The following is a 23,446-nucleotide window of genomic DNA, read 5'->3' on the forward strand; positions in this document are numbered from 1 at the left end:
TGCCGGGTTTCCCCGGCACATTTATCAGAACGTTTTCGCCCACCACAACCGAAGTTTCATGCCCCAGTAGCTGGTCCAGCCGCTGGTGGTTGATACTACCCGACCTTGTGACATCACCACCAGCGTTGGCGTGACGCTGATTGCCCAACTGCGGGAAATGGCCCCGTTCGCATCATTGATGACCGGAAAGTCCACGCCTTTACGCGACAGCCAGCGAGATACCTCAGCTTCATTTCCGGAACGTAACGCAATGGTCATCACATTTTCCCCTTCCGAACGCAGCCTGGCGACTTCCGGCGTCGTGAAGCGGCATACGCCGCACCAGCTCGCCCAGAAATAAAGCAACACCGGCTCATCTTTGCTGAGCGCCGCCAGCGTGACGGTTTCACCATCCAGTGTTTGTAAAGGCGTGCTGTCAAAGGAGGCAGGGAGCTGCGGCGCGCGCCAGACATCCATCAGCAGCATTGCCCCCGCCAACAGTGCCAGTAAGATCAGCCCTTCGCGCAACCAGCGGCGCAGTTTACTGAGCATTGGCCGCCGCCAGTTTTTCTTTTACCACTTCCTCAAGGGTTTCCCACGGCACCGCGCCGGGAATAAGTTCATCACCAATAATCGTTGCCGGGGTTCCCTGCACCCCCACCAGTCGCGCCAGTTGCAGGTTAGTGCTCAGCGTTTCAGCACTTTGGGCGTCCAGCGTCACCGGACTGGCCCCCGCTTTTTCCTGCGCCTGTTTGATACTGACGTCGGTATGATAGCCCTTCTTCTGCATCAATTTTTCATGTAATGCCAAGGACTGTTGCGGATGCTCATGCCATGTCGTCAGCACGGTCCGCGCCGCCAGTTCCGAACTTTCACCTTTAAACGGCAGCGGTTTAATCACTACCGCCACGTCAGGGTATTTCTGCACAATTTTTTCCAGCATTGGATCCAACTGCTTGCAGTATGGGCAGTTGTAATCGGTGAAGTTTATCAGGGTCAGTTTCGCCTGCTTCGCGCCAATCCGCGGGCTGTTGGGATCGTTAAACAAGGCTTCCTGAATTAATGCTTCAATTTGCTTTTCCTGTTCCGGGGTAAACGGCGCAGGCTCTTTCGCGATACCGACGGCAGAAAACAGGGTTAACAACAGAACAATCATCATTTTCATGGGGTTACTCCTTTGGCATCATTCAACGTTTGCAGTACCGCATCGCGGGTTAACAACGTGGGTAACGCCTGGCCATCCGGCAGACCGGGGCCATAAATTTGGTTATACGGCACAGCAACCTGGCCGCGTTTTTTTAGAAATTCGGTAATAGCTTCAGAAGGGAGTGTCCAGTCGCCGCGCAGCGCCACCACATCCGGCTGTTGCAATGCGGCCTGTACGTCTTCTTTATGCAACACGTTGTATTTGTTTACCTTACAGGTGATGCACCAGTCGGCTGTGACGTCAATGAACACGCGCTTATGTTGCGCCAGCGCATCCTCAATCGCCTGCTCGCTTAGCGGTTGCCAGTTCACGCTTTCTTTAGCGCTACTTTGTCCGCTAAACCCTAAGTGTGGGAGCAGCAACGTCGCAAGCCAGATAGCCGAACCCAGCATCATCACGCCAAGCAGACGCCGCAAAATATTCATCCACCGCCCTGGCCGCGGCAAACGCAGCGCCAGACCGGGACGCAGGGCCACCAGCAGCCACGGTAAGCTCATCCCCAGCCCTAGTGCGATAAACAATCCCCACAACGTCGGCAGCGAAGCGGTCAATGCTACCGCCACCGCCGTTCCCAGAAACGGGGCACTGCACGGCGTGGCAAGCAGTGCCGCAAATGCACCTTGCCAGAAATGTCCCGACAGTCCGTTGCCGCCGTGAGTCGCCAGCGTGGTGGTCATCGCAGAAGGGAGTCGGAATTCAAACCACCCGAACAGGCTGGCGCTGAACGTCAGCATCACTAGCACCATGACGCCAATGAACCACGGATTCTGAAACTGGATCCCCCAGCCAAGGGCCTGATTGGTTAAACGCAGCACCGTCATCAATAGCGCCAGTGCCATAAACGAGACCAGTATTCCGGCTACCGATGCGAGGAACTGACGACGGATCTGGCGACGACTTTTTTCCTCGACCAGCAAAATAGAGCCCAGCTTCATGCCCAGAACCGGTAACACACAGGGCATCAGATTGAGGATCAAACCACCCAGCAGTGCCATGAGCACCACTTGCCACATTGGGAGTGAGGCGTTCTCAACAACCGGGGCTTCGCCAATCGCAAGACGACTCTCCTGGGCAACACCGCTATCTGCCAGCACCAGCGTGACTGACTTACCACGCAGATCCGGCGCGCCTTCTCCCCAACCGTCATGTACAGGTACCGTAGCGCGTAACGTCTCCCCCGCAACATGAATTTGCGGCATGCCAAAATCCGCATCATCAACAGCATCCAGATACAGCCCTGGTTCAGTCCAGCCTCCCACACGGCGAGCCTCGACGACTAACTCTCCCGCCCGTGCGCCAGCGCTCAGAGCATCGGTCAGGCCGCTGGCAAGTGGGATCTGTCCCATCGCCTGAGCATAGTCATGTGCAAAAGTCGGGTCCTGGGCTGTGGGCTTCACGGAAAAAGGAAAATCCGTCAACAGGCAAACGTTGCTACAGGTGGATAGCGTCAAAACGCCGCTGAGCGTGGCGGGCGCTCTACCGCGCACCCCCATCGGGAACGTCACCTTATCGTGATACCCCTGAGTAGTGATATTGGCGACCTCAAAACGAGCAGGGGTCGGCCAGAACCAGTCGACCGCGGGCATTTCCCCTTTCCAGGCGATAGCAGGCGCAACGCCCCCCTCGCCTGGAGAACGCCAGTAGGTTTTCCAGCCGTCCTCCAGTTTGACATCCAGCAACAGACGGGTTTCTCCGCCTGCGGACGTATCAGCGCGTAACCGAACGCTGGCGTGATCGTTATCGGGTGAACGCAGCCAGCCGGGTTCAGCCGCCCAGGATACGGGCAGCCATAGCAATAACAGACAGAGCAGCGCCTGTCTGAAAACAGTCATCATAGTTTTTCTCCGTGAATAATTATCTAACAGTCAGCAACGGCTGTTCTGTCATTCACGGAAGACGCAAAATCGGAGATGCACCCGGAGAGTGGGCGGCGAGATGGCTCGCGGTGGGAAAAAAGGTAGACGAAACGCCCGTACTGGCGCCAGCAACGACAGCAGCAGGCACAGCACCAGAATAGCACCTTCAAACAATACGGGTGGCGCAGCCAGTAATGATTTCGCACTCAGTTCACAAGGGGTAACGGGTGAGGCCTCATCGGTCTGCACTTGTGCGCTGGCGACAACGCTTGTAACGGCGGTATCCATCTGCAACGCGTGCAGGCCCGCCATGCGTTGTGCGGTGCAAACCATCACCACAACACATGCCAGACAGAGGAACCACCATCCCATCCGTTGACGTTTCGCCATTATACCCTCACTCATTGATGCGAGTTATCTTAACCACTCGCCAGGTTTTGGCAACCTTTACGCTGTAAAGTTATGTCCTGCCATCTGCTGGATATACCGCGATTTCAATCAGATTGAGATCGGGATCCCTGACATACACCGAGCGAATAGGTCCTGTCGCACCGGTACGTGCAACGGGCCCTTCAATAATCTCGACTCCGTGGGTTTGAAACGTCTCCATCACCTCTTCCAGCGTACGCGTGGTGATAAAACATAAATCCAGCGCCCCCGGCGTTGGCGCGTAGGCTTTGGGTTCAAACTCTTTTCCCCGAATGTGGAGATTGATTTTCTGATTGCCAAAGACGAAGGCTTTCCGACCTTGCGCGAAGGTTTCCAGCCTCATGCCTAAAAGCTCGACATAGAAACGAACGCAAGCCTCTTCATGATTGGTGGTTAGTACCAGGTGATCCAGGTGGTCAATCATAGCGATATCCATTTGGGTTGCTCATCTCTGACACTTACCCTATTCATTCACGCGCGACAAGAAAAAGAAAATCTACGGAGTTATTTGCAGAACTTAACGCAACAACCTGTAATTCACGCTTTAAAAACGAAATGATAATTAATCATATTCCCGCCTTTATTTATTACACTATAACATTGCTAAAAACACCCCTGAAAATATCACGCAAGTTATCATTCACTATTTACGAAGAATGCCAAAAGATATTTCCATGACAGCACACAGATAATGCCCACCACGTACTGATGCGTAAATGAAAGTAAGGGTCAGCGCATTTCCAGAGAATTTCCTTATTATATTCAGACGCAATGAATAACGTATTCATTAGCAGATAATTTGTTTATTAAATGTTATTTAGAGTATATGGAAATGAAAAAATATTTATTACCCCTGATTGGGTTACTTTTTACAGTTAGCGCTCAGGCAGCATCATTTACCGACGGCAAAGAGTATATCTCACTGGAAAAACCTGTCGCTTCCGCTCCAGCCGCACTGAAGTTTTTCTCATTCTATTGCCCTTCCTGTTATCAGTACGATGAAGTTTTTGAAATCACTGATAACGTGAAAAAAGTATTGCCTGCAGATGTCAAACTCACCGAATACCACGTCGACTTTTTAGGTCCGCTGGGGCAAGACATGACCCACGCCTGGTCCGTCGCCATGCTGTTGAACGTACAAGATAAAGTTAAGCCGTTGCTTTTTGATGCCGTTCAGAAAAAACAAACCGTTAAAACAGCGGACGATATTCGTAACGTATTTATCAGCGCGGGCGTCAGCGCCAGTGATTATGATGCGGCATGGAATAGCTTTGCCGTGAAATCACTGACCGCTAAGCAGCAAGAAATGGCGAAGGCAGTTGATTTAACCGGTGTGCCCGCCATTTTTATCAACGGAAAATATATGATCAATCCAAAAGGACTGAAGTCAGATGATCTTAATGCATTCGTGCAAAACTATGCTGATACGGTCCGCTTCCTGATAAGCAAATCCTGATGTTTAGCTAATCTCATTTTTCGCACCACACAACAGATGCCGTAACCTCAACTGCGCTGTTGGTGGTGCAATGCCTGCATCGTTTATCGCAATATCCTCCCTTCCCGGTTGGCATTCGCCGTTATCAGGATTACCCTAAACTTAGCGGTGATACCTGTTGTCAGGGTTCACCTTCTGCAAGTGTTGATTTACACGAGAGAACGCTATGGAATTAAAGGATTATTACGCCATTATGGGCGTGAAACCGACAGACGATCTCAAGACAATCAAGACCGCCTATCGTCGACTCGCCCGTAAATATCATCCTGATGTCAGCAAAGAGACTGACGCAGAGGCCCGGTTTAAAGAGGTTGCAGAAGCCTGGGAAGTATTGAGTGATGAGCAGCGACGCGCCGAGTACGACCAGCTGTGGCAGCACCGCAACGACCCACAGTTCAGCCGTCAATTCCAGCAAGGAGAGAATCAAAGCTACAGCGCCGAAGATTTCGACGATATCTTCTCCTCCATTTTTGGCCAGCGTGCGCACCAGTCGCGCCAGCGCCCTGCCAGCCGCGGGCACGACATTGAAATTGAAGTTGCCGTATTCCTCGAAGAAACGCTTACTGAGCATAGCCGCACTATCAGTTACAACCTGCCAGTCTATAATGCGTTTGGCATGGTAGAACGAGAAATTCCTAAAACGCTGAATGTGAAAATTCCGGCTGGCGTCGGTAACGGTCAGCGTATCCGTCTGAAAGGCCAGGGCACCCCCGGCGAAAACGGTGGGCCGAACGGTGATTTGTGGCTGGTGATTCATATTGCGCCGCATCCGCTGTTCGATATTGTTAATCAGGATCTGGAAGTTGTCGTTCCCCTCGCGCCGTGGGAAGCTGCGCTGGGTGCGAAAGTAACCGTTCCGACGTTGAAAGAGAGCATCCTGCTGACCATTCCTGCAGGCAGTCAGGCCGGCCAGCGACTCCGCATTAAGGGCAAGGGTCTGGTAAGTAAAAAACATACCGGCGATTTGTATGCGGTGATCAAGATCGTCATGCCACCGAAACCTGACGACGCCAGTGCCGCCCTGTGGCAACAACTGGCGGATGCACAAAAGACCTTTGATCCGCGCAAAGAGTGGGGGAAAGCATAATGGCTAACGTTACCGTCACTTTTACCATTACCGAATTTTGTCTGTACACCGGTGTGTCAGAAGAAGAACTGCATGAGATTGTCGGCTTAGGGGTGATAGAACCTCATGAAGACGAGACGTTTGACGATCATGCGCTGACAGTAATGCGTCGCGCGGTGCGCCTGCGTCAGGAGCTGGAACTTGACTGGCCAGGGATTGCCGTTGCGCTGACGTTGCTGGAGGAGAACGCTCAGTTACGCCAGGAAAACCGCCTGCTGCACCAGCGCCTGTCTCGCTTTATCAGCCATCCTTAGTGTGTCAGGACCAGCATGGTGCTGGTCCTTTTATTATCCGCCCCGCGCTCTTAATGACATTGCCCAGCAGATGGCATACAGTCTGAGATAAGAATTATCTTAAACAATAAGACGTTGAGTCATGCAGCTTAAACCCCTCACGAAAGGTCGTTTTCACAACATCTGGCAGCAGGATGATGCCTTGATTGAGAAGATATTTCAGGAACTGCTCTCTGAAACGCAGATTATCCAGGAAGATGAGTATCTATACCGCCAGGGACAGGTTGTCGATCGACTGATCATGGTGCAATCCGGAAGAATTTCGCTGCGTTACAGCGCGGAGAATGGTCGCCGATTCCAGTTGGGCGCCATGGAATGCGACGAGCAGCTGTTTGGTGAAATGGAGTTTTTTACTGGGTATCGCTGCCAGCTTGATATCGTCGCGGAAGAACCACTGACCGTAGCGGTGTGCAGCTGTGACCGTCTGGAAGAAGCGCTAAATCAGCACCCCAGACTGGCGATATTTTTTGCCAGTGCAATGGCGATTGATTATCAGGATATGCTGGAAATCTTCCTGCACCGGATGCTCTATCCTATCGTACATAACGTGGCGTATGACCTGTATCGCCAGCATCAGAACAAGCAGCCGATGGATGGTTTCCATAAAAAATACCAGGAAGCTGAGCGATTCGGTACTACCGACCGGGTCTATCGGCGGGCGGTTAAAGCGCTGACGGATGCCGGGCTGGTAACGCGAACGAAGCAAGGACTGGAAATTAAGGATCTGGATGGGCTGCGTAAATTTCTCGGCAATGACATCATTGACTGACACACCAACGCTCGTTAACAGAGCATTGGTGTGTCATTTCGGCGCAATCAGAACTTATAGGTGAGGCTGAAATAGTGACCGAGCCCGGTGGTACGCCCTGCTCCGCCGTGGTTTTCCATCAATGCCATGTTACGGAAATACTTCAGGCCATAACCGACTGCATAATGCTCTGAATGCCAGTAGATACCGTTATACCATTCAATCGCGTTATTGCTGTATAACGGTTGATTAGCAATCTTATTCGCGGCGAACTGGTAGTCAAAGTACCCCTGATAGTTCAGATAACTGCCGTTGGCAAAGGTATAGAATGGCGTCGACCAGTTAGTCGAGAACATATAGCCATCCCACTTTCCTTCGTTATCCGCACCGTAGTTTTCACGAACATAATGCGCATAGATGTTCATTCCCACCAGACCAAACCACGGGACCTTCACATCTGTACCCAGGCCAACGTAATGTTCAAATAATTCCCGGTCGCCAATGTTATTTACCGTTGCAATATAGAATTCGTTAAACGGCCCAACGGATAAATCTTTATTAAAAATGGCGTCCAGGGAAAAACGCGGAGATATCTTGGCAAAGAAGTTATCCCCCCCATGACGATCGTCCTGCTCGCGATCCAAAATATCAAAGAAATCCACATAACCGTACAGATCGATAATGCCAGAGCGTGCACCAAACTCCAGTTCCAGATAGGTGTCATTGCGAATACCATATGGCACTTTCGCGTCCACACTTTGCATTAAGTTCATCTGCATCCAGTTAAAATCATTTTTACGGATGTTGCCATCAGTATAGTCAGCCGCGAATGCTTGCATACAGCTCATTGTCACTACTGCACCCAGGATTGTTTTTTTAATCATTAACTTATTGTTCTTCAGCATTTTTCAATTCCTTTGAGTAAGGTTGAGTATCGCCCCACCATATAAATGGTGTGGCGACTGGCTATTTAATTAAAGAGGTAAGTGTTATTAGTGCTTTTAATTACGCTTGAGTTTTAATGTCACCATCAACATGACAAAGATAATTAAATACAACACCGGTATCGCGTACATAATTTTCTGCAATCCCATTGTTTTTTCCATGAGCGCGCTGATCGCCGGACTAAACATGGCCCCGGCACTGCCGCTAATTAAAATATAAGAAACGTTCTGACTGCTCGCACGCTTCACGAAAGAAACACCGTAGGCAATAAATGAGTTATACAGCGCAGCACAGACAAACCCGTAACTGTATGCCAGATAATCAAGCCCGGAGATATTATCCTTCGTGACGATAATTGTGGTAATAATGCTAGCCAGCAGAATAATACTTAGCAGGAAATAATGTATCTTCACCCGAGAAACAATGACGGTTGATACTAATGCCCCGACCAGCGCAGCGCCCCAGTATTGCGTAATAATATTTCCTGCTTCTTCAAAGGGAATGCCAAATTTGTTCTTCACAAATAATGGTGCCCAGGTCAGGAAGGTGTACAGCGCCAGCATTCCTAAGAACAGGCCAATGCCTCCGCTGATGATCCCTGGATTCCACTCCGATTTTACCTTATCTGTCCGATCTGCCGTGGGCGCCGTCTCGCAGGCAGTAAAGCGGGTGAGCGCCACAACGCCCAGCGTGAGTAAGGCCACCATACCCACGCTTAGATAGCTGTAACTCCACGACATATTGTGCGTCAGGGCGAAGGTCGTGATCAGCGGAAAAACCACGCCCGCAACGTTGAAAGTGGCGTCCTGCACCACCAGCATCGTACTTTGAATACGATCCTGCCAGACCGATACCACAATCGTTCCCGCCACGCACAGACCGATCCCTCCGCAAAAACCCACCAGGGTCATGGCGACCATCACTGGCCATAAGCCAGGGCTTAAATGCATTACCAGAGCGCAAAGGAACACTATCGAATAGATAATGAGCGTCATACGCTTCACACCGATTTTCTCAATCAGGAAAAAGGCGGCGATAGTGCCGGCTAATGCTCCACCATTGAGCAACGAAAATATCGAAGCAACGGTATTCACATCGGCACCGTAGCGTACTGCAATCGGTTCGATTAGCATACCGAACTGACTGGCAAACCCTGCCATAATAAAATTTGCCAGAAAACTAATCAGCGTAAGTGCTATTTTATTCTTCATATAATGCCATCTCTGATTGGTTCAATTAAAAGCCGGAACTAAGCGGTAACAGCAGTATTTAGCGCCAGCTCAATCATGTTATTAAAGGTCAATTGTCGTTCTTCTGCAGTTGTTTCTTCACCTGTCAGGCAATGATCGGAGACAGTTAAAATAGCCAGCGCTTCAATATTAAACTGATGCGCTAAAGCGTATAATCCTGCTACTTCCATATCCACACCGAGCACACCGAATTTTTCCAGTGCCGGTATTAAATTATCGTCAGGATCGTAATAAAGATCGCCGCTAAAAACATTGCCGACTTTAATATCGATACCGGCCTTCTGTGCCAGCGTCCACGCCTGCTGCAATAATGGGAAATAGGCGGATGTTGCCATCGCATAGCCTGCGCTACGTTTTAAATTTGTGACTGAATCCGTTCCGGCGGCGACGGCCAGGATAATATCGCGCATTTTGACATGATGTTGTGTTGCCCCTAAACTGCCGACGCGAATAATTCTTTGCACACCAAAATCATGTACCAGTTCATGGGCATAAAGCGTCATTGAAGGAATGCCCATTCCATGTCCCATCACCGAAACAGGTTGCCCAAAATATAAACCGGTATAACCCAGCATATTACGTACATTGGTGACTTCGCGGTAATCCATTAGATAATTTTCGGCAATAAATTTAGCGCGGAGCGGATCGCCCGGCATAATAACGGTTGGAGCGAAATCACCTGGCTTGGCATTAATATGTGCAGTCATAACAATTCCTGAATTATGGGTATTGAAGATATGCAGGGATTGTAACCAGACGTTTGTGAGGTGATTGAGGACAAAAGTCCTGCTCAGAGGATCGGCCTCTCATTTTTGAGAGTTAGTGTTGTAGTGCCCCCCGCAATACAGGCTGGGAACACGTCAGAGATTGTCAGGGCTTGTCGACCCTTCCGAACAGTAACATAGTGTAATGGGTGTTTATTTTACCGCTGCGCTTACCGTCGGTGCCGAAATAGCGGTCATCCCGACACAAACGTTCGTTGGTGTCACAAAACAGGCCACCGCGGAATGTAAAAGCCGAGGTATCGAACTGTCCGGCAGCTGCCAGTTTTTCGCCCTGCTGCTTGCCAAGATATTTCGTGGTCAACGCCACCGACAAACCGTGTTCATCGGCACAGATGGTTTTATCGCACAATACGCCCGGCGCTGGACTGTTTAGCCCAGTCGTTGCTGCGTACGCCGACAATGACAGAATGCTTAGCGCCAGCAAGGTGCCAACTTTTATCATCATAATCTCCTTATATCAGCTGACTTGCGCCAAAAGTATAAAGCAAAAAGCGGGGGCTTTCGGCAACCTATTCTTACAGATAACATGGCTGTAGCATTTACAGCCCCTTAATCATCCCCAAATGACTCTGCTTACTGCGCTGACTGGCGTCAACATGTCGATCTGGTTTTACATCAATGTTAAACTCCCTTTCTTCCTGTTCAGCATTTTTAATCATGATAAAACTACTTTCTCGCTACATTTCTGTCGGAATCGTAAACACGGCATTGCATTGGGCCGTGTTCGGCATCATGGTGTACATCATGAAAAATGACCAAGCTGTGAGCAATGTAGTGGCATTCTTATGCGCAGTAACATTTTCATTTTTTGCTAACGCAAAATTCACCTTCAATGCAAAAGCCACCAGCAGAGGATACATACTGTTTGTTGGTTTTATGGGGTTGTTGAGTTTCATCTCCGGTCAGATTTCCGATCGCTTTAACATTTCCCCACTCATAACGCTGATTGAGTTCTCCTCAATCAGCTTAGTATGTGGGTTTGTATACTCTAAATTTGTTGTTTTTAGGGATCCGAAATGAAAATTTCTCTGATAGTGCCAGTCTTCAATGAAGAAGATACAATACCTATTTTCTACAAGACGGTGCGAGGATACGAAGAACTAAAAAAGTACGATGTTGAAATTGTGTTTATCAACGACGGTAGCAAAGATGCTACAGAATCAATTATTAATGCCCTTGCCTTATCTGATTCGCTCGTTGTTCCCGTTTCATTCACACGTAATTTTGGAAAAGAAGCCGCCATATTTGCAGGACTGGAATGTTCCACTGGCGAAGCCGTTATCCCAATCGATGTCGACCTACAGGATCCAATTGAAACAATTCCATTGATGATAAATAAATGGTTATCGGGTGCAGATATTGTACTGGCAAAGCGTGCGGACCGTTCTACAGATGGCAAACTTAAGCGAAAAACCGCTGAATGGTTCTATAAATTGCACAATAAAATAAGCGACCCGAAGATCGAAGAGAACGTTGGTGACTTCAGACTCATGTCCCGCGATGTCGTAGAAAATATCAAACTCATGCCGGAACGTAATCTCTTTATGAAGGGTGTTCTTAGCTGGGTTGGAGGTCGTACTGACGTAGTGGAGTACACTCGAGCAGGCCGCATAGCCGGTAAATCAAAGTTTAATGGCTGGAAATTGTGGAATCTCGCACTCGAAGGTATTACCAGCTTTTCAACGTTCCCACTCCGAATTTGGACTTACATTGGTTTTTTTGTCGCCACTTTATCCTTCTTATTCGGCGCATGGATGATTATAGACAAAATATTTTGGGGCAATCCGGTAGCGGGATATCCATCTATTATTGTTTCAATTCTTTTCCTGGGCGGTATTCAGTTAATTGGAATCGGTGTACTCGGGGAGTACATAGGTAGAATATATATTGAAACCAAACAAAGACCGCGCTACATAGTTAAAAAACAAGATGGGATTTAACATGTTTTCTAAATTCGATAAAAAATTATTTTTTATTTATTCAGGACTGGCCCTCCTATTTATTTACCCTCTAATTCAAGCTGGAATATATTATAGAGATGATTTAGACAGATCGATCACTGGAAACTACGGCTGGCGAGGTTTAGGTCGACCTTTTGCGGATGTTATAGCAAGAATTTTTTCTGCAAGTGGCCACTACAATCTAGATTTATTTCCTTATACCATGATCGCGTCCTGCATTCTCTTAGGAGCATCTTCACTTGCACTTAGTAAACATTTGATTAAATCAGATGTACCTAACGCTAAAATGGTTGCCGCACTTTTAATATTCAACCCATTTATCCTGCAAAATATCGCTTATAGATACGATAGCCTGGGAATGTCTATTTCCTTTTTCGTGGCTGTAGTGGCATATACATACCAAAATAAAAACTTGACACTAGAGATAGCAATAAAGTTGATAGCGGGTGTATTATCCTTAACATTGTATCAACCGTGTGCAAATATTTTCATCGGTTTGCTGGCTGTTGACGTAATAATTATCGCAATAAAAAAACAGGCACATATCAAAGAATCGGTAATATTTTTATTTAAAAAAACAATTTTATTTATCTCATTTTATCTTATCTACATGATTTTCTTTTCTCCAAAACACAACTCGCGCTCAGAGTTAATATCTTTGGATAAGGGAGGATTTGAGCACCTAATCGGAACATTAACCTCTTTAAAAGCAATAACCCTTTCATATTTTTACCACCCTGTTTACATTTACTTTGCTATTCCGATACTAATTAGCCTGGTGTTTATGCTCATTTCTTATCGCACAAATATAGGGAGTATAGTATCCTTTATTTTGTATAGTGGATTGTCTTTTTTAATATTCATTATATCTCTTATGGGGCCAACTATATTACTTCAGGATGCACCGGTACTCCCCCGCACCTTAGTATCATTTTCAGTCATATTGGTTATAATAGCTATACCCATTATGCATTTTGCTCCACGCTTTAAATATGCAGCATTGATACCGGTTATTGCTTCACTTGCTTTTAGTGCTCAACTAAGCAACACAATGAAATCACAACAAGAATACGAAGATTTTGTTTTTAACATGATTGCGCAAGATATTGCCAATCATAAAAACATCGTATCTATTGGTACTGTAGGTCAATTAAATATAAATGAAAGAGCAAAGCTAATAGTAGAGAGCAAACCCCTCATAGGTTACTTCGTTTTCCCAGCCACTGAATTCTTAGCGTCCTTTCAATTGATCAATAAAGGATTAACACAAACACGACATGGTTATACTGATGTGAATGAAAGCAAAAATCAATTTGCTGATATGATTAACAAAGGAATTGAACCTGTATCATCTAATGAATATTATTCATTATTCATCTCAGATAACTCCGCTATAGTCTACTTAGGTAAATTTAACAATTAACGATTACAAGCCCTCACACCTAAATGTGGAGGGCTTTGATTTTGAAGAAGTGTCTACACCAGTCATTTCAAGTGATATCAGGGATTACCATAGCTCACTCAGGCTGGGCTGGAGAATATGATGCCTGCTTACGTTATTCAGTTTACTTGCCAAATATAGAGCATGTAATGCGCAACAGTAACACTGACATTCACGACACCATGTTTTAAATCTTTCTCAAAAGCAAAAAGGGGTTACCTTTCGGTAACCCCTTTTCATGTTTGGCGGAAGCGTAGAGATTCGAACTCTAGAACCCTTTCGGGTCGCCGGTTTTCAAGACCGGTGCCTTCAACCGCTCGGCCACGCTTCCAATGAGGCGCACTATAAACATCCCGAACGGACCTGTAAAGCACCAATGTGTTCGTTTGCCTGAAAAACAGCCAAAATGTTGTTAATCGACTGAAATAACAACAAATTGACCATTTATTCAGCACGAATACCGGCTATAGCGCTTAATGTTTTTTGATGTACATATCTTTGGTGTAGTAATTTCCCCGGTTATCCGGCGCAAATCCCCCCACCCACGGCTTCACCAGATGCGTGCGGACATAGTGGTAAACCGGAATCGCGGGCACATCCTCACCTAAAAGGTCTTCAGCCTGCTGATAGTATTTACCGCGTTCTTCCAGTGAACTTGCTTTTGCCGCATTACGCATCGCTTCATCAAAGGCGGGGTTACTGTACTTGGTGGTGTTCTCGCTATCACCGGTCCGGAAGATATTGAGGAAACTTGAGGCATCATCATAGTCGGCTATCCACGCATAGCGCACGACGTCAAAATTACCGGTGTGCATAGTGTCCAGCATGGTTTTCCATTCCTGGTTTTGCAGCTTCGCCTCGACGCCAAGGTTTTTCTTCCACATCGACGATGCGGCAATCGCAATACGCTGGTGCGTTTCGAAGGTGTTGTAGAGCAGATTCAAGCTAAGCGGATGCTCAGGACCAAAACCGGCTTCAGCCAGCAGTTTTTTGGCTTCAGCAATACGTTTTTCGAGCGGCCATGACGCATACTCCGGCGCATGCAGTTTCACCCCACCTATTTCCGGCTGGCTGATAACCCACGCTGCTCGCTGCCCCTGCCCCATCACCTTTTGCGCAATGATGTCTTTATCCAACGCCATATTCAGCGCCCGGCGCACGCGCGGATCATTAAACGGCGCGCGGGTTGTATTGAACTGATAGTAATACGTTGAAAGCTGAGGCGAGACATGCAGTTCATCCCCCATTGTTTTTTTCAGTTGCGCGAACTGGTTAACCGGTACGCTATACACAATGTCGATTTCACCGGCCTTATAGCGATTTACGTCAGCCGACTCTGAGCTAATAGGCAAATAAGTAACTTTATTAATAACCGTATGCCGATCGTCCCAATAATGTGGGTTACGCTCGGCAACGATGCGCTCATTAACCACCCACTGCGATAATTTGTACGGCCCGCTGCTGACAAAATGCTCTGGCCTGGTCCACTTATCGCCAAAACGACCTATCAACACTTTATCCAGCGGGACCAGAGATGGATGCGCCAGCATCGCCAGAAACGCCGCCGTCGGTTGCGTCAGGGTAATTTCCAGCGTGGTATCATCCCGGGCTTTGACTCCCAGCGTGGCGGGATCTTTTTTCCCTTGGGCAATATCAACCGCGTTCGCAACGTGCATGTTGCCCAGATACGAAGCATAAGGTGAAGCCGTTTGCGGCGAAACCAGACGCTGCCAGCTCCAGACGACATCCTGTGCGGTAATAGCAGATCCATCTGACCAGGTTATGCCCGGGCGTAAATGGAAGGTCCAGACAGTGTTGCCTTTATTCTCCCAGGACGAGGCTAGACGGGGTTCGATAGACCCATCCTGCTTGACAGCAACCAGACCGTCGAACATATCGCTGATTAAATTAAACTCAACGTTGCTTTCAACTTTATGCGGATCCAGAGATGCCGGCTCACTGCCGTTGTTTCTGACCAGTTCCTGTTTTTCTGCCAGTAGTGTTCCTGCGGGAACATTTGCCGCCCTCGCCGCGCCGTTTATAGACATCAAACAGACAGCCAACAGCGTAAACGTCAATATCTTCGATTTATGTTGAATCATTCCCTTTACCTTATTGCTCTGTTTTATGTAGACACCGCTGTCACTGTCAGAGAGATTCAGGAATAACGCAATATTTTTCAGTTACCTGGTAGATAGCGATCTGACATTTTTGCACATACAGTGCTAACATCTAATTCGGGAACTTTTGTTGAAATAATATGCTTAAGTTTGGCGGGCTAAAATGCGTAAAGATGGGTAAAACCGCTGTGTCATTCCCCTTGATTTCATTATCCTCCATCATTAATTACATCTGTCATAAGAGAGTGACTCATGGATCGTATTATTAGTTCTTCGCGCGAGCGTACATCGCTACTCAGCACGCATAAGGTGCTGCGCAATACCTATTTCCTGCTCAGCCTGACGCTGGCGTTTTCAGCGATCACTGCGACCGCCAGTACCGTACTGATGTTACCTTCTCCGGGACTTATCCTGACGCTGGTGGGTATGTATGGTCTGATGTTCCTGACCTATAAAACGGCAGATAAACCGGTTGGTATTTTGTCAGCGTTCGCCTTCACTGGCTTCCTGGGCTACATCTTGGGACCGATGCTGAATACATACCTGTCCGCAGGCATGGGTGATGTTATCGCCATGGCGCTGGGCGGTACGGCACTGGTCTTCTTCAGCTGCTCGGCCTATGTGCTGACCACGCGTAAAGATATGTCCTTCCTCGGCGGTATGCTGATGGCGGGTGTTGTAGTGGTGTTGATTGGTATGGTTGCCAATATCTTCCTGCAACTGCCAGCATTACATCTGGCAATCAGCGCGGTGTTCATTCTGATTTCTTCAGGCGCAATCCTGTTTGAAACCAGCAATATCATCCGCGGCGGTGAAACCAACTATATTCGTGCCACCGTTAGCCTGTATGTTTCGCTGTACAACATCTTCGTCAGCCTGCTGAGTATTCTGGGCTTCGCCAGCCGCGATTAAGATGTCCACACGCATTATCCAGCCCCGCTTATGCGGGGCTTTCTTTTTTGGTAAACTGCCGCCAGTTTGACTAACGCAGTGACGAATTATGTTGATCTTTGAAGGTAAAGAAATCAGTACCGATAGCGAAGGCTATCTGAAAGATACCACGCTGTGGAGCGAGGCGCTGGCGGAGAGAATCGCCGAAAACGAAGGCATTACGCTCTCCGCGGAACACTGGGAAGTGGTGCGTTTTGTCCGCGAGTTTTATCTGGAGTTTAATACCTCCCCCGCTATCCGCATGCTGGTAAAAGCAATGGCCAACAAGTTTGGCGAAGAGAAAGGCAACAGCCGTTATCTCTACCGCCTGTTCCCGAAAGGTCCGGCCAAGCAGGCGACTAAAATTGCCGGCCTGCCGAAACCGGTGAAATGTATTTAATAGCGGATACTAAATCCCTTTAGCTCGTCGCCAGGACGATGTGGTTCACTAAGAACCCGGTCAACCCTGGCGCTGCTCGGCCCCCCGGCTTTCAACCACTTCATCAGTTGTTCTACCCGGTCGCTTTCACCACAGGCGACAACCTCTACGCTGCCGTCATCCATATTCTTCGCGTAGCCGGTCAACCCCAGCCGTTGTGCTTCATGCTGGGTGGTGTAGCGAAATCCTACCCCCTGAACCCGGCCATAGACCCAGGCGATTATGCAGACTTTCGACATTGCGGTTCTCCTTATCATCACAGCGCGCGTTGCAAATATGCGTAAAACTCAGGACAATGGCGCCCATTTCTTTGAATTGACAGAATAGTAAATTATGAGTGTACGTTTAGTGTTAGCCAAAGGGCGCGAAAAATCATTACTGCGCCGCCATCCGTGGGTATTTTCCGGTGCTGTCGCACGTATGGAAGGTAAAGCCAACCTCGGTGAAACCATCGATATTGTTGACCATCAGGGTAAATGGTTAGCACGCGGCGCGTACTCACCCGCGTCGCAGATCCGTGCACGCGTCTGGACATTCGACAAGTCTGAGTCCATCGATATTGATTTCTTCACCCGTCGTCTACAACAAGCGCAAACATGGCGTGACTGGCTGGCGAAAAAAGACGGTCTGGACAGTTACCGTCTGATCGCCGGAGAATCCGATGGCCTGCCGGGCATCACCATTGACCGCTTCGGCAACTTCCTGGTGTTGCAGTTGCTCAGTGCGGGGGCTGAATACCAACGCGCCGCGCTGATTAGCGCTCTGCAAATTGTTTTCCCGGACTGCGCCATTTATGACCGTAGCGATGTGGCCGTACGTAAAAAAGAAGGTATGGAGCTGACTCAAGGGCCAGTAACGGGTGAGCTTCCGCCAGCCCTGCTGCCAATTGAAGAGCACGGAATGAAGCTGCTGGTTGATATTCAGCATGGTCACAAAACCGGCTATTACCTCGATCAACGCGACAGTCGCCTGGCCACGCGTCGTTATGTGGAAAATCAGCGTGTACTGAACTGTTTCTCTTATACCGGCGGCTTTGCGGTCTCAGCATTAATGGGCGGATGCCGTCAGGTCGTCAGCGTTGACACCTCTCAGGAAGCGCTCGATATTGCCCGCCAGAACGTGGAACTGAACAAGCTGGATCTGAGCAAAGCTGAGTTCGTGCGTGATGATGTGTTCAAACTTCTGCGTGCTTATCGCGATCGTGGTGAGAAATTCGACGTCATCGTGATGGATCCGCCGAAATTTGTCGAAAACAAAAGCCAGTTGATGGGTGCCTGCCGCGGCTATAAGGACATCAATATGCTGGCTATTCAGTTGCTCAATCCGGGCGGTGTGCTGCTGACTTTCTCCTGCTCTGGGCTAATGACCACCGATTTATTTCAGAAAATCATCGCTGATGCCGCAATAGATGCTGGTCGTGATGTACAATTTATAGAGCAGTTCCGTCAGGCCGCCGATCACCCGGTGATCGCTACCTACCCGGAAGGGCTGTATCTGAAAGGGTTTGCCTGTCGCATCATGTAACTTGAAAAGTGGAATATTACCCTTACATAAAGGGTATCTATTTCCCGGGAGGTGACTATGATTGCCAGCAAATTCGGTATCGGCCAGCAGGTCCGCCATTCCCTGTTAGGTTACCTCGGAGTGGTCGTGGATATCGACCCGGAATATTCGCTTGATCAACCGTCAGCCGATGAGTTGGCGGTTAACGACGAACTTCGCGCCGCTCCCTGGTATCACGTGGTGATGGAAGACGATAATGGTCTGCCAGTGCATACGTATCTGGCCGAAGCACAGCTGAGTAGTGAGCTACAGGAAGAACATCCGGAACAACCGTCGATGGATGAACTGGCGCGAACAATTCGAAAACAGCTTCAGGCCCCGCGCCTGCGCAATTGATGCTAACACAGGCCCGATGGCGATTCGCTAATCGGGCCTGTGCGTTTTGTTCGGCTACAGATCAGCCTTACTTCGCCAGTCCCAACCGCGGGATCTCAATCGCCGGGCAGCGATCCATCACCACCATCATCCCTGCATCGCGAGCCAGCACGGCTGCCTGCTCGTTAATCACGCCGAGCTGCATCCATAGCGTCTTCGCTCCGATGGCAATTGCCTCCTGAGCAACACCCCACGCCGCTTCAGAATTACGGAAGACATCTACCATATCCACTTTCTCTGGTACATCTGCCAGCGTCGCATAGCCCTGCTGCCCCAGCAGCGTTTTTCCGGCAACCTTCGGTGAAACAGGAATAACGTGATAGCCCTGATCGAGTAAATATTTCATCACCCGATAGCTTGGACGATCGGGTTTATCGCTTGCCCCCACCAGCGCAATCGTATGGGTCGTTGTCAAAATGCCAGCAATATCGGTCTCTTTCATCGTTTTCCTCCAGGCTGTTTAGCAAAGTGTACGACAAACCTGCCCCCGCAACCATTCATCCCATACTGGCGCATGAGAGCTAAACTCAAAAATATGTCTATATGTTAGTAAACATGATTATCGAAAAATTTAGATACATCTTATAGAGATATTTTCTGGACAGGAGAAACCTATGAAAGCCGGCATTGTGACAGCCTTGATTGCCCTATGTTTGCCGGTAACCGTTTTTGCTACCTCTTTACGTCTGTCTAATGATATTGACCTTCTGGTACTGGACGGAAAAAAAGTCTCCAGCTCATTACTGCGTGGTGCCGACAGTATTGAGCTGGAAAATGGTCGGCACCAGCTCGTGTTTCGCGTAGAAAAAACCATTCGCCTGTCCAGCCACGAAGAACGTCTGTATATTTCGCCTCCGTTGGTCATCAGCTTTGATACCCAACTCGTCAGTCAGGTTAATTTCCACCTCCCACGTCTGAGCAACGAGCGGGATGCAACGCATTTTGATGATGCCCCGCGCGTAGAACTGCTGGATGGGGACTCCATGCCTATACCGGTTAAGCTGGATATTCTGTCAATCACGTCCACCGCAAAAATCGTAGATTATGAAATGGAAACAGAGCGCTATAACAAAGCGGCTAAGCATGCGTCTTTACCTCAATTTGCCACGATGATGGCCGATGACAGTTCGCTGCTTTCCGGAGTGTCTGAACTGGATCGCGTGCCGCCTCAGTCGCAAACACTAACCGAGCAGCGCTTAAAATATTGGTTTCAACAGGCTGACGCACAAACGCGAAGTAACTTCTTACAATGGGCGGAGAAACAACCCCCATCGTGACATTTATGTTCGTATACGCATTTTTTTTGTCTTTCTCTTGCAGCGTCAAGTGCTTCCAGTACTCTGTAACAAGGTTAACTTGGGAGCTGTACTATGGAATTAACGACTCGCACATTGCCAGCGCAGAAACATATTGCGTTGGTCGCACACGATCACTGCAAAAAGATGTTGATGAGCTGGGTTGAACGCCACCAGCCATTACTGGAAAAACACGTTCTGTATGCTACAGGAACAACAGGAAACTTAATTCAACGCGCGACAGGAATGGACGTCAACGCCATGCTGAGCGGCCCGATGGGGGGTGACCAGCAGGTGGGTGCGCTGATTTCAGAAGGGAAAATTGATGTGCTGATTTTCTTCTGGGATCCGCTCAACGCCGTTCCCCACGATCCTGATGTCAAAGCCCTGCTACGCCTGGCCACGGTCTGGAACATTCCAGTCGCCACCAACGTGTCAACGGCTGATTTTATTATCCAGTCGCCAAACTTCAACGACGCAACGGATATCTTGATCCCGGATTACGCCCGTTATCTGGCAGAACGCCTCAAATAAACGCTAAGCAGGCGGTAATTGCCGCCTGCTTTTCAGGGTTTCCGGGTCACCGGAACGTCTAATTGCTTAAGCTCATCAACAAAGCATGATGGCGCGTCTTTGCTAAACAGTAGCCATACCCGATGCCGCGCACGCGTTAGCGCCACATACAGCAACCGTCTCTCTTCTGCATCAGGAAAATCTTCAACAGCCGGGAGTAACGCCTCTTCCATAATCGACTCGCGAGCCGGAGCCGGGAAACCGTCATTCCCTTCATGAAGCCCCATAACAATGACGTAATCCGCCTGCTGCCCTTTGCTGGCATGAATAGTCATAAAATCCAGCTGCAGCTTGGGCCAGCGGGTGGCCGCTTTGTCCAGGCTGGCAGGTTTGAGATGATGGTATCGCGCCAGCACCAGAATTCTCTCTTCGGCTTTTACAAAACCCGACAGCTTATCCAGCAACAGATCTAACTGGCTTTCGTCGAGCAAAGTGACGGCTTTTTTATCACCGGTCGCCAGACTGTTCAGCGGTTTTGTGAGCTGGTGTGGGTTTTGCTGGATAAACTGGTTTGCGACTTCGCCGATACGGCTATTAAAACGGTAAGTCGTATCCAGATTACAGCTATCGCCCTCACCAAAATTATGCTGGAATGCGGTTGTCAGAGAAAGCTGTGCTCCGCTGAACCGGTAAATGGCCTGCCAGTCATCTCCCACGGCAAACAGCGTAGTCTGCGAGTTTTGCTTACGCAAGGCGGCTAGCAGAGCGGCGCGCTGAGGGGAAATATCCTGAAATTCATCGACCAGAATATGTTTCCACGGACTGATAAACCGCCCCTTCTCCAGAATGACAATAGCCTGATGGATCAACCCGGAGAAATCGACGGCATTCTCATCCTTCAGGGCACTCTTCCAGGCCTTGAGCAGCGGCGCCATTAGCTTTATGCGTTTACTGAACAGATCACGGATCTCCTCCGGAGCATTAGCAATCATCTCCGCCTGTGCTCCGCCATGCATACGCATCAAACTAACCCAGCGATCCAACCGGGAAGCCAGACGGCGCTGTAATTTTTCGTCATCCCAGAAGTTACCTTCGGGTACAGACCACTGCATTTCTTCTTCTAACCATTGTCGCCAACCTTTAGCCTGAGCCTTTTTCTCACTGCACTGCTGACGCCAGGTTGTTATAAAGAGTTTGTTGCGCGCGATAGCATCATTTTCAAGCTTGCTCACCGTTGGAACTTTTTTGCTACCTTGCGAAATAATGTGCAACGCGAGTGAATGGAACGTCCGTGCGGTGACCTCATCCGTATGCAGACGCTCACGGATGCGGTCATCCATCTCCTGGGCTGCTTTGCGTCCAAACGCCAGCAACAGGATCTGTTCTGGTGCAGCTTCTCCTCGTGCAAGCAACCAACCAGCCCGGGCAACCAACACAGATGTTTTACCGCTTCCAGCACCTGCAAGTACCAACAATGATTGCTCACCATTCACCACCGCGCGCGCCTGAGCAGGGTTCAACGGCGAAGATTCAATATGCTGGAAAAACTCGGCATACTCTTCCAGCATTGCATCGGTGTACGCCTGATTGTGCTGTAAGCGACAGGCTTCAATGTCTTTCAACCATGCCTGGCATTGACGTAACGCCTCCCGGCAATTTTCAAATTCCTCCAGCCGATTAACCGGGAGCGGTAACGCGGCAAAGGCACGGCGAATCTGCTGCTGCAGCCCTGACGTTTGTTCGCGCGTCAGCCATTTACTTTCACTAGTACGCGCCGCTATCGCATCCAACTGCTGCTGTAAAACCCCCGCAGCAACGTCACTCATTTCCTGGCTCCACTGTTGCCAGAGCGCATTCAAATGATGATGGAAGCGCTGGGTTTCCGCCCACTCTGTACCGTGAAGACGAACCACCTTCTCATCCGGGAGTACAAACTCCAGCTCGCCCCATACCAGGCCGCGTTTGCAATGAATAGCCAGTAACTGATTGAAGGGAATAAGATACTCGTGACGATCGCCGGAAACTTTAATCCCGGCATTGAGAATAACGGCCCGATCGTAAGGGTGTTGTGCCAGACGTTTTCCAAGAGAAGTTGCTTTCAGTTCCATAAGACTCAAGCGGATCCACACGAAGAGGTTTGCTTATCAGTGTAACCGCCAGAGAAAACGTGCTCCAGCCCAAAAAAACGTTACAATTGCCGAATTCACAGAAAACCAGAGTTAACCGAGGGTTTATGCGTACTGTTCTGAATATTTTAAATTTTGTGCTTGGGGGGTTCGCCACCACCCTGGCCTGGTTACTGGCAACGCTGGTCAGTGTCGTGCTTATTTTTACTTTACCCTTGACCCGTTCATGCTGGGAGATAACCCGACTTTCGCTGTTTCCCTATGGTAACGAAGCGATTCATGTCGATGAACTGAATCCGGCCGGTAAAAGCGTCCTGTTAAATACCGGCGGCACCGTGCTCAATATTTTCTGGCTGATTTTCTTCGGCTGGTGGTTGTGCCTGATGCACATTATCTCTGGTATTGCCCAGTGCATAACAATTATTGGTATTCCGGTTGGCATTGCGAACTTTAAAATCGCTGCCATTGCGCTCTGGCCGGTGGGTCGCCGGGTGGTTTCAGTAGAAGTTGCCCGTGCAGCGCGTGAAGCCAATGCACGTCGTCGTTTTGAATAATCAGGACCGATGGCCT

At 49.0% G+C, this 23,446-nt stretch carries 27 protein-coding genes and 1 tRNA gene; 14 read left to right on the forward strand and 14 right to left on the reverse strand.

Annotated elements, in window-relative coordinates; all coding sequences use genetic code 11:
• Nucleotides 1-24 precede the first annotated feature (24 nt).
• The 5 genes from GHC22_RS14745 to GHC22_RS14765 all read right to left on the reverse strand — a co-directional run bounded on the left by GHC22_RS14745 (nt 25) and on the right by GHC22_RS14765 (nt 3,907).
• Nucleotides 25-531 carry a protein disulfide oxidoreductase gene (locus tag GHC22_RS14745; RefSeq protein WP_048235675.1) on the reverse strand — a complete coding sequence of 169 codons (507 nt, stop codon included), beginning with the start codon at nt 529-531 and terminating at the stop codon, nt 25-27.
• Complete coding sequence (locus tag GHC22_RS14750) at nt 521-1,144, reverse strand: DsbA family protein (protein ID WP_153753374.1); 624 nt, start codon at nt 1,142-1,144, stop codon at nt 521-523. Before GHC22_RS14750 ends, GHC22_RS14745 begins: the two co-directional genes overlap by 11 nt.
• Nucleotides 1,141-3,021, reverse strand: a complete 1,881-nt coding sequence (locus GHC22_RS14755; protein WP_153753375.1) for a protein-disulfide reductase DsbD domain-containing protein — start codon at nt 3,019-3,021, stop codon at nt 1,141-1,143. Before GHC22_RS14755 ends, GHC22_RS14750 begins: the two co-directional genes overlap by 4 nt.
• A 48-nt stretch (nt 3,022-3,069) precedes the next feature.
• Complete coding sequence (locus GHC22_RS14760; protein ID WP_008784315.1) at nt 3,070-3,432, reverse strand: hypothetical protein; 363 nt, start codon at nt 3,430-3,432, stop codon at nt 3,070-3,072.
• A gap of 70 nt (nt 3,433-3,502) precedes the next feature.
• Complete coding sequence (locus tag GHC22_RS14765; RefSeq protein ID WP_079934909.1) at nt 3,503-3,907, reverse strand: VOC family protein; 405 nt, start codon at nt 3,905-3,907, stop codon at nt 3,503-3,505.
• Between the two features lie 396 nt (nt 3,908-4,303).
• Here GHC22_RS14765 and dsbA point away from each other — a divergent pair, with 396 nt between their 5' ends.
• From dsbA to GHC22_RS14785, 4 genes are all read left to right on the forward strand, one after another.
• The gene (dsbA, locus tag GHC22_RS14770) at nt 4,304-4,927 is read left to right on the forward strand and encodes a thiol:disulfide interchange protein DsbA (protein WP_008784313.1); all 624 of its coding nucleotides are present in this window, start codon (nt 4,304-4,306) and stop codon (nt 4,925-4,927) included.
• Nucleotides 4,928-5,132: 205 nt separating this feature from the next.
• On the forward strand, nt 5,133-6,053 hold the full coding sequence (gene cbpA / locus GHC22_RS14775; protein WP_003832035.1) for a curved DNA-binding protein: 921 nt from the start codon (nt 5,133-5,135) through the stop codon (nt 6,051-6,053).
• Nucleotides 6,053-6,346, forward strand: coding sequence for a chaperone modulator CbpM (cbpM, locus tag GHC22_RS14780; RefSeq protein WP_153753376.1), 294 nt, complete (start codon nt 6,053-6,055; stop codon nt 6,344-6,346). The genes cbpA and cbpM overlap by 1 nt, the downstream gene beginning before the upstream one ends.
• A gap of 121 nt (nt 6,347-6,467) precedes the next feature.
• Nucleotides 6,468-7,154 carry a Crp/Fnr family transcriptional regulator gene (locus GHC22_RS14785; protein WP_003832031.1) on the forward strand — a complete coding sequence of 229 codons (687 nt, stop codon included), beginning with the start codon at nt 6,468-6,470 and terminating at the stop codon, nt 7,152-7,154.
• Nucleotides 7,155-7,201: 47 nt separating this feature from the next.
• Here the strand turns inward: GHC22_RS14785 and GHC22_RS14790 are convergent, their stop codons facing one another.
• The 4 genes from GHC22_RS14790 to GHC22_RS14805 form a co-directional block, all read right to left on the reverse strand.
• Nucleotides 7,202-8,038: an outer membrane protein OmpK gene (locus GHC22_RS14790; protein ID WP_032942924.1), complete on the reverse strand. Its 837-nt coding sequence runs from the start codon at nt 8,036-8,038 to the stop codon at nt 7,202-7,204.
• Nucleotides 8,039-8,134: 96 nt separating this feature from the next.
• Nucleotides 8,135-9,289, reverse strand: coding sequence for an MFS transporter TsgA (gene tsgA / locus GHC22_RS14795; RefSeq protein WP_032942923.1), 1,155 nt, complete (start codon nt 9,287-9,289; stop codon nt 8,135-8,137).
• 38 nt (nt 9,290-9,327) lie between these two features.
• On the reverse strand, nt 9,328-10,035 hold the full coding sequence (gene deoD, locus GHC22_RS14800; RefSeq protein ID WP_071444954.1) for a purine-nucleoside phosphorylase: 708 nt from the start codon (nt 10,033-10,035) through the stop codon (nt 9,328-9,330).
• Between the two features lie 163 nt (nt 10,036-10,198).
• Nucleotides 10,199-10,558 (reverse strand): YcgJ family protein, encoded by a 360-nt coding sequence (locus GHC22_RS14805; RefSeq protein WP_153753377.1) that lies wholly within the window; start codon nt 10,556-10,558, stop codon nt 10,199-10,201.
• 212 nt (nt 10,559-10,770) lie between these two features.
• On the opposite strand from GHC22_RS14805, the gene GHC22_RS14810 reads away from it, so the two are divergent.
• The 3 genes from GHC22_RS14810 to GHC22_RS14820 are packed head-to-tail and all read left to right on the forward strand — an operon-like array spanning nt 10,771 to nt 13,497.
• Nucleotides 10,771-11,133 (forward strand): GtrA family protein, encoded by a 363-nt coding sequence (locus GHC22_RS14810; protein ID WP_048214495.1) that lies wholly within the window; start codon nt 10,771-10,773, stop codon nt 11,131-11,133.
• Nucleotides 11,130-12,053 carry a glycosyltransferase family 2 protein gene (locus GHC22_RS14815; protein ID WP_048214496.1) on the forward strand — a complete coding sequence of 308 codons (924 nt, stop codon included), beginning with the start codon at nt 11,130-11,132 and terminating at the stop codon, nt 12,051-12,053. Before GHC22_RS14810 ends, GHC22_RS14815 begins: the two co-directional genes overlap by 4 nt.
• 1 nt (nt 12,054) lies before the next feature.
• Entirely contained in the window at nt 12,055-13,497 is a 1,443-nt protein-coding gene (locus GHC22_RS14820; protein WP_153753378.1) for a glucosyltransferase domain-containing protein, read from the forward strand.
• 261 nt (nt 13,498-13,758) lie between these two features.
• Here the strand turns inward: GHC22_RS14820 and GHC22_RS14825 are convergent.
• Together GHC22_RS14825 and GHC22_RS14830 are read right to left on the reverse strand one after the other, a co-directional pair.
• Nucleotides 13,759-13,846, reverse strand: a tRNA-Ser gene (locus GHC22_RS14825).
• 142 nt (nt 13,847-13,988) lie between these two features.
• Nucleotides 13,989-15,617: an ABC transporter substrate-binding protein gene (locus GHC22_RS14830; RefSeq protein WP_153753379.1), complete on the reverse strand. Its 1,629-nt coding sequence runs from the start codon at nt 15,615-15,617 to the stop codon at nt 13,989-13,991.
• Nucleotides 15,618-15,887: 270 nt separating this feature from the next.
• Here GHC22_RS14830 and yccA point away from each other — a divergent pair, with 270 nt between their 5' ends.
• Complete coding sequence (yccA, locus tag GHC22_RS14835) at nt 15,888-16,547, forward strand: FtsH protease modulator YccA (RefSeq protein WP_008784297.1); 660 nt, start codon at nt 15,888-15,890, stop codon at nt 16,545-16,547.
• Nucleotides 16,548-16,635: 88 nt separating this feature from the next.
• The gene (gene tusE / locus GHC22_RS14840; protein WP_008784296.1) at nt 16,636-16,965 is read left to right on the forward strand and encodes a sulfurtransferase TusE; all 330 of its coding nucleotides are present in this window, start codon (nt 16,636-16,638) and stop codon (nt 16,963-16,965) included.
• On the opposite strand, the gene yccX is transcribed toward tusE, so the two are convergent.
• The gene (gene yccX, locus GHC22_RS14845; RefSeq protein ID WP_020996508.1) at nt 16,962-17,243 is read right to left on the reverse strand and encodes an acylphosphatase; all 282 of its coding nucleotides are present in this window, start codon (nt 17,241-17,243) and stop codon (nt 16,962-16,964) included. The two genes, tusE and yccX, sit on opposite strands and share 4 nt — an antisense overlap.
• A gap of 94 nt (nt 17,244-17,337) precedes the next feature.
• On the opposite strand from yccX, the gene rlmI reads away from it, so the two are divergent.
• Both rlmI and hspQ read left to right on the forward strand, forming a co-directional pair.
• Nucleotides 17,338-18,528 carry a 23S rRNA (cytosine(1962)-C(5))-methyltransferase RlmI gene (gene rlmI / locus GHC22_RS14850; RefSeq protein WP_008784294.1) on the forward strand — a complete coding sequence of 397 codons (1,191 nt, stop codon included), beginning with the start codon at nt 17,338-17,340 and terminating at the stop codon, nt 18,526-18,528.
• Nucleotides 18,529-18,585: 57 nt separating this feature from the next.
• On the forward strand, nt 18,586-18,903 hold the full coding sequence (gene hspQ / locus GHC22_RS14855) for a heat shock protein HspQ (protein ID WP_003035905.1): 318 nt from the start codon (nt 18,586-18,588) through the stop codon (nt 18,901-18,903).
• Between the two features lie 67 nt (nt 18,904-18,970).
• Here the strand turns inward: hspQ and GHC22_RS14860 are convergent, their stop codons facing one another.
• Nucleotides 18,971-19,384 carry a CoA-binding protein gene (locus GHC22_RS14860; protein WP_153753380.1) on the reverse strand — a complete coding sequence of 138 codons (414 nt, stop codon included), beginning with the start codon at nt 19,382-19,384 and terminating at the stop codon, nt 18,971-18,973.
• Between the two features lie 172 nt (nt 19,385-19,556).
• Here GHC22_RS14860 and GHC22_RS14865 point away from each other — a divergent pair, with 172 nt between their 5' ends.
• Nucleotides 19,557-20,219 carry a DUF2057 family protein gene (locus GHC22_RS14865; RefSeq protein WP_016149882.1) on the forward strand — a complete coding sequence of 221 codons (663 nt, stop codon included), beginning with the start codon at nt 19,557-19,559 and terminating at the stop codon, nt 20,217-20,219.
• Nucleotides 20,220-20,312: 93 nt separating this feature from the next.
• On the forward strand, nt 20,313-20,771 hold the full coding sequence (gene mgsA / locus GHC22_RS14870) for a methylglyoxal synthase (RefSeq protein ID WP_003035897.1): 459 nt from the start codon (nt 20,313-20,315) through the stop codon (nt 20,769-20,771).
• 32 nt (nt 20,772-20,803) lie between these two features.
• Here the strand turns inward: mgsA and helD are convergent, their stop codons facing one another.
• A complete protein-coding gene (helD, locus tag GHC22_RS14875; RefSeq protein WP_153753382.1) occupies nt 20,804-22,858 on the reverse strand; it encodes a DNA helicase IV in 2,055 nt (684 codons plus the stop codon).
• Between the two features lie 125 nt (nt 22,859-22,983).
• Between helD and GHC22_RS14880 the strand changes: the two genes are divergently transcribed.
• Complete coding sequence (locus tag GHC22_RS14880) at nt 22,984-23,430, forward strand: YccF domain-containing protein (protein ID WP_003831998.1); 447 nt, start codon at nt 22,984-22,986, stop codon at nt 23,428-23,430.
• Nucleotides 23,431-23,446 lie beyond the last annotated feature (16 nt).

Origin of the sequence: Citrobacter sp. H12-3-2 (genome assembly GCF_009649895.1) — a bacterium.
GTDB lineage: Bacteria > Pseudomonadota > Gammaproteobacteria > Enterobacterales > Enterobacteriaceae > Citrobacter > Citrobacter portucalensis.

Bases quoted from the DNA above. Each gene is read 5' to 3' on its own strand.
- GHC22_RS14745 (WP_048235675.1), bottom strand. From the start codon at position 531: ATGCTCAGTAAACTGCGCCGCTGGTTGCGCGAAGGGCTGATCTTACTG.
- GHC22_RS14750 (WP_153753374.1), bottom strand. From the start codon at position 1,144: ATGAAAATGATGATTGTTCTGTTGTTAACCCTGTTTTCTGCCGTCGGT.
- GHC22_RS14755 (WP_153753375.1), bottom strand. From the start codon at position 3,021: ATGATGACTGTTTTCAGACAGGCGCTGCTCTGTCTGTTATTGCTATGG.
- GHC22_RS14760 (WP_008784315.1), bottom strand. From the start codon at position 3,432: ATGGCGAAACGTCAACGGATGGGATGGTGGTTCCTCTGTCTGGCATGT.
- GHC22_RS14765 (WP_079934909.1), bottom strand. From the start codon at position 3,907: ATGGATATCGCTATGATTGACCACCTGGATCACCTGGTACTAACCACC.
- dsbA (WP_008784313.1), top strand. From the start codon at position 4,304: ATGAAAAAATATTTATTACCCCTGATTGGGTTACTTTTTACAGTTAGC.
- cbpA (WP_003832035.1), top strand. From the start codon at position 5,133: ATGGAATTAAAGGATTATTACGCCATTATGGGCGTGAAACCGACAGAC.
- cbpM (WP_153753376.1), top strand. From the start codon at position 6,053: ATGGCTAACGTTACCGTCACTTTTACCATTACCGAATTTTGTCTGTAC.
- GHC22_RS14785 (WP_003832031.1), top strand. From the start codon at position 6,468: ATGCAGCTTAAACCCCTCACGAAAGGTCGTTTTCACAACATCTGGCAG.
- GHC22_RS14790 (WP_032942924.1), bottom strand. From the start codon at position 8,038: ATGCTGAAGAACAATAAGTTAATGATTAAAAAAACAATCCTGGGTGCA.
- tsgA (WP_032942923.1), bottom strand. From the start codon at position 9,289: ATGAAGAATAAAATAGCACTTACGCTGATTAGTTTTCTGGCAAATTTT.
- deoD (WP_071444954.1), bottom strand. From the start codon at position 10,035: ATGACTGCACATATTAATGCCAAGCCAGGTGATTTCGCTCCAACCGTT.
- GHC22_RS14805 (WP_153753377.1), bottom strand. From the start codon at position 10,558: ATGATGATAAAAGTTGGCACCTTGCTGGCGCTAAGCATTCTGTCATTG.
- GHC22_RS14810 (WP_048214495.1), top strand. From the start codon at position 10,771: ATGATAAAACTACTTTCTCGCTACATTTCTGTCGGAATCGTAAACACG.
- GHC22_RS14815 (WP_048214496.1), top strand. From the start codon at position 11,130: ATGAAAATTTCTCTGATAGTGCCAGTCTTCAATGAAGAAGATACAATA.
- GHC22_RS14820 (WP_153753378.1), top strand. From the start codon at position 12,055: ATGTTTTCTAAATTCGATAAAAAATTATTTTTTATTTATTCAGGACTG.
- GHC22_RS14830 (WP_153753379.1), bottom strand. From the start codon at position 15,617: ATGATTCAACATAAATCGAAGATATTGACGTTTACGCTGTTGGCTGTC.
- yccA (WP_008784297.1), top strand. From the start codon at position 15,888: ATGGATCGTATTATTAGTTCTTCGCGCGAGCGTACATCGCTACTCAGC.
- tusE (WP_008784296.1), top strand. From the start codon at position 16,636: ATGTTGATCTTTGAAGGTAAAGAAATCAGTACCGATAGCGAAGGCTAT.
- yccX (WP_020996508.1), bottom strand. From the start codon at position 17,243: ATGTCGAAAGTCTGCATAATCGCCTGGGTCTATGGCCGGGTTCAGGGG.
- rlmI (WP_008784294.1), top strand. From the start codon at position 17,338: ATGAGTGTACGTTTAGTGTTAGCCAAAGGGCGCGAAAAATCATTACTG.
- hspQ (WP_003035905.1), top strand. From the start codon at position 18,586: ATGATTGCCAGCAAATTCGGTATCGGCCAGCAGGTCCGCCATTCCCTG.
- GHC22_RS14860 (WP_153753380.1), bottom strand. From the start codon at position 19,384: ATGAAAGAGACCGATATTGCTGGCATTTTGACAACGACCCATACGATT.
- GHC22_RS14865 (WP_016149882.1), top strand. From the start codon at position 19,557: ATGAAAGCCGGCATTGTGACAGCCTTGATTGCCCTATGTTTGCCGGTA.
- mgsA (WP_003035897.1), top strand. From the start codon at position 20,313: ATGGAATTAACGACTCGCACATTGCCAGCGCAGAAACATATTGCGTTG.
- helD (WP_153753382.1), bottom strand. From the start codon at position 22,858: ATGGAACTGAAAGCAACTTCTCTTGGAAAACGTCTGGCACAACACCCT.
- GHC22_RS14880 (WP_003831998.1), top strand. From the start codon at position 22,984: ATGCGTACTGTTCTGAATATTTTAAATTTTGTGCTTGGGGGGTTCGCC.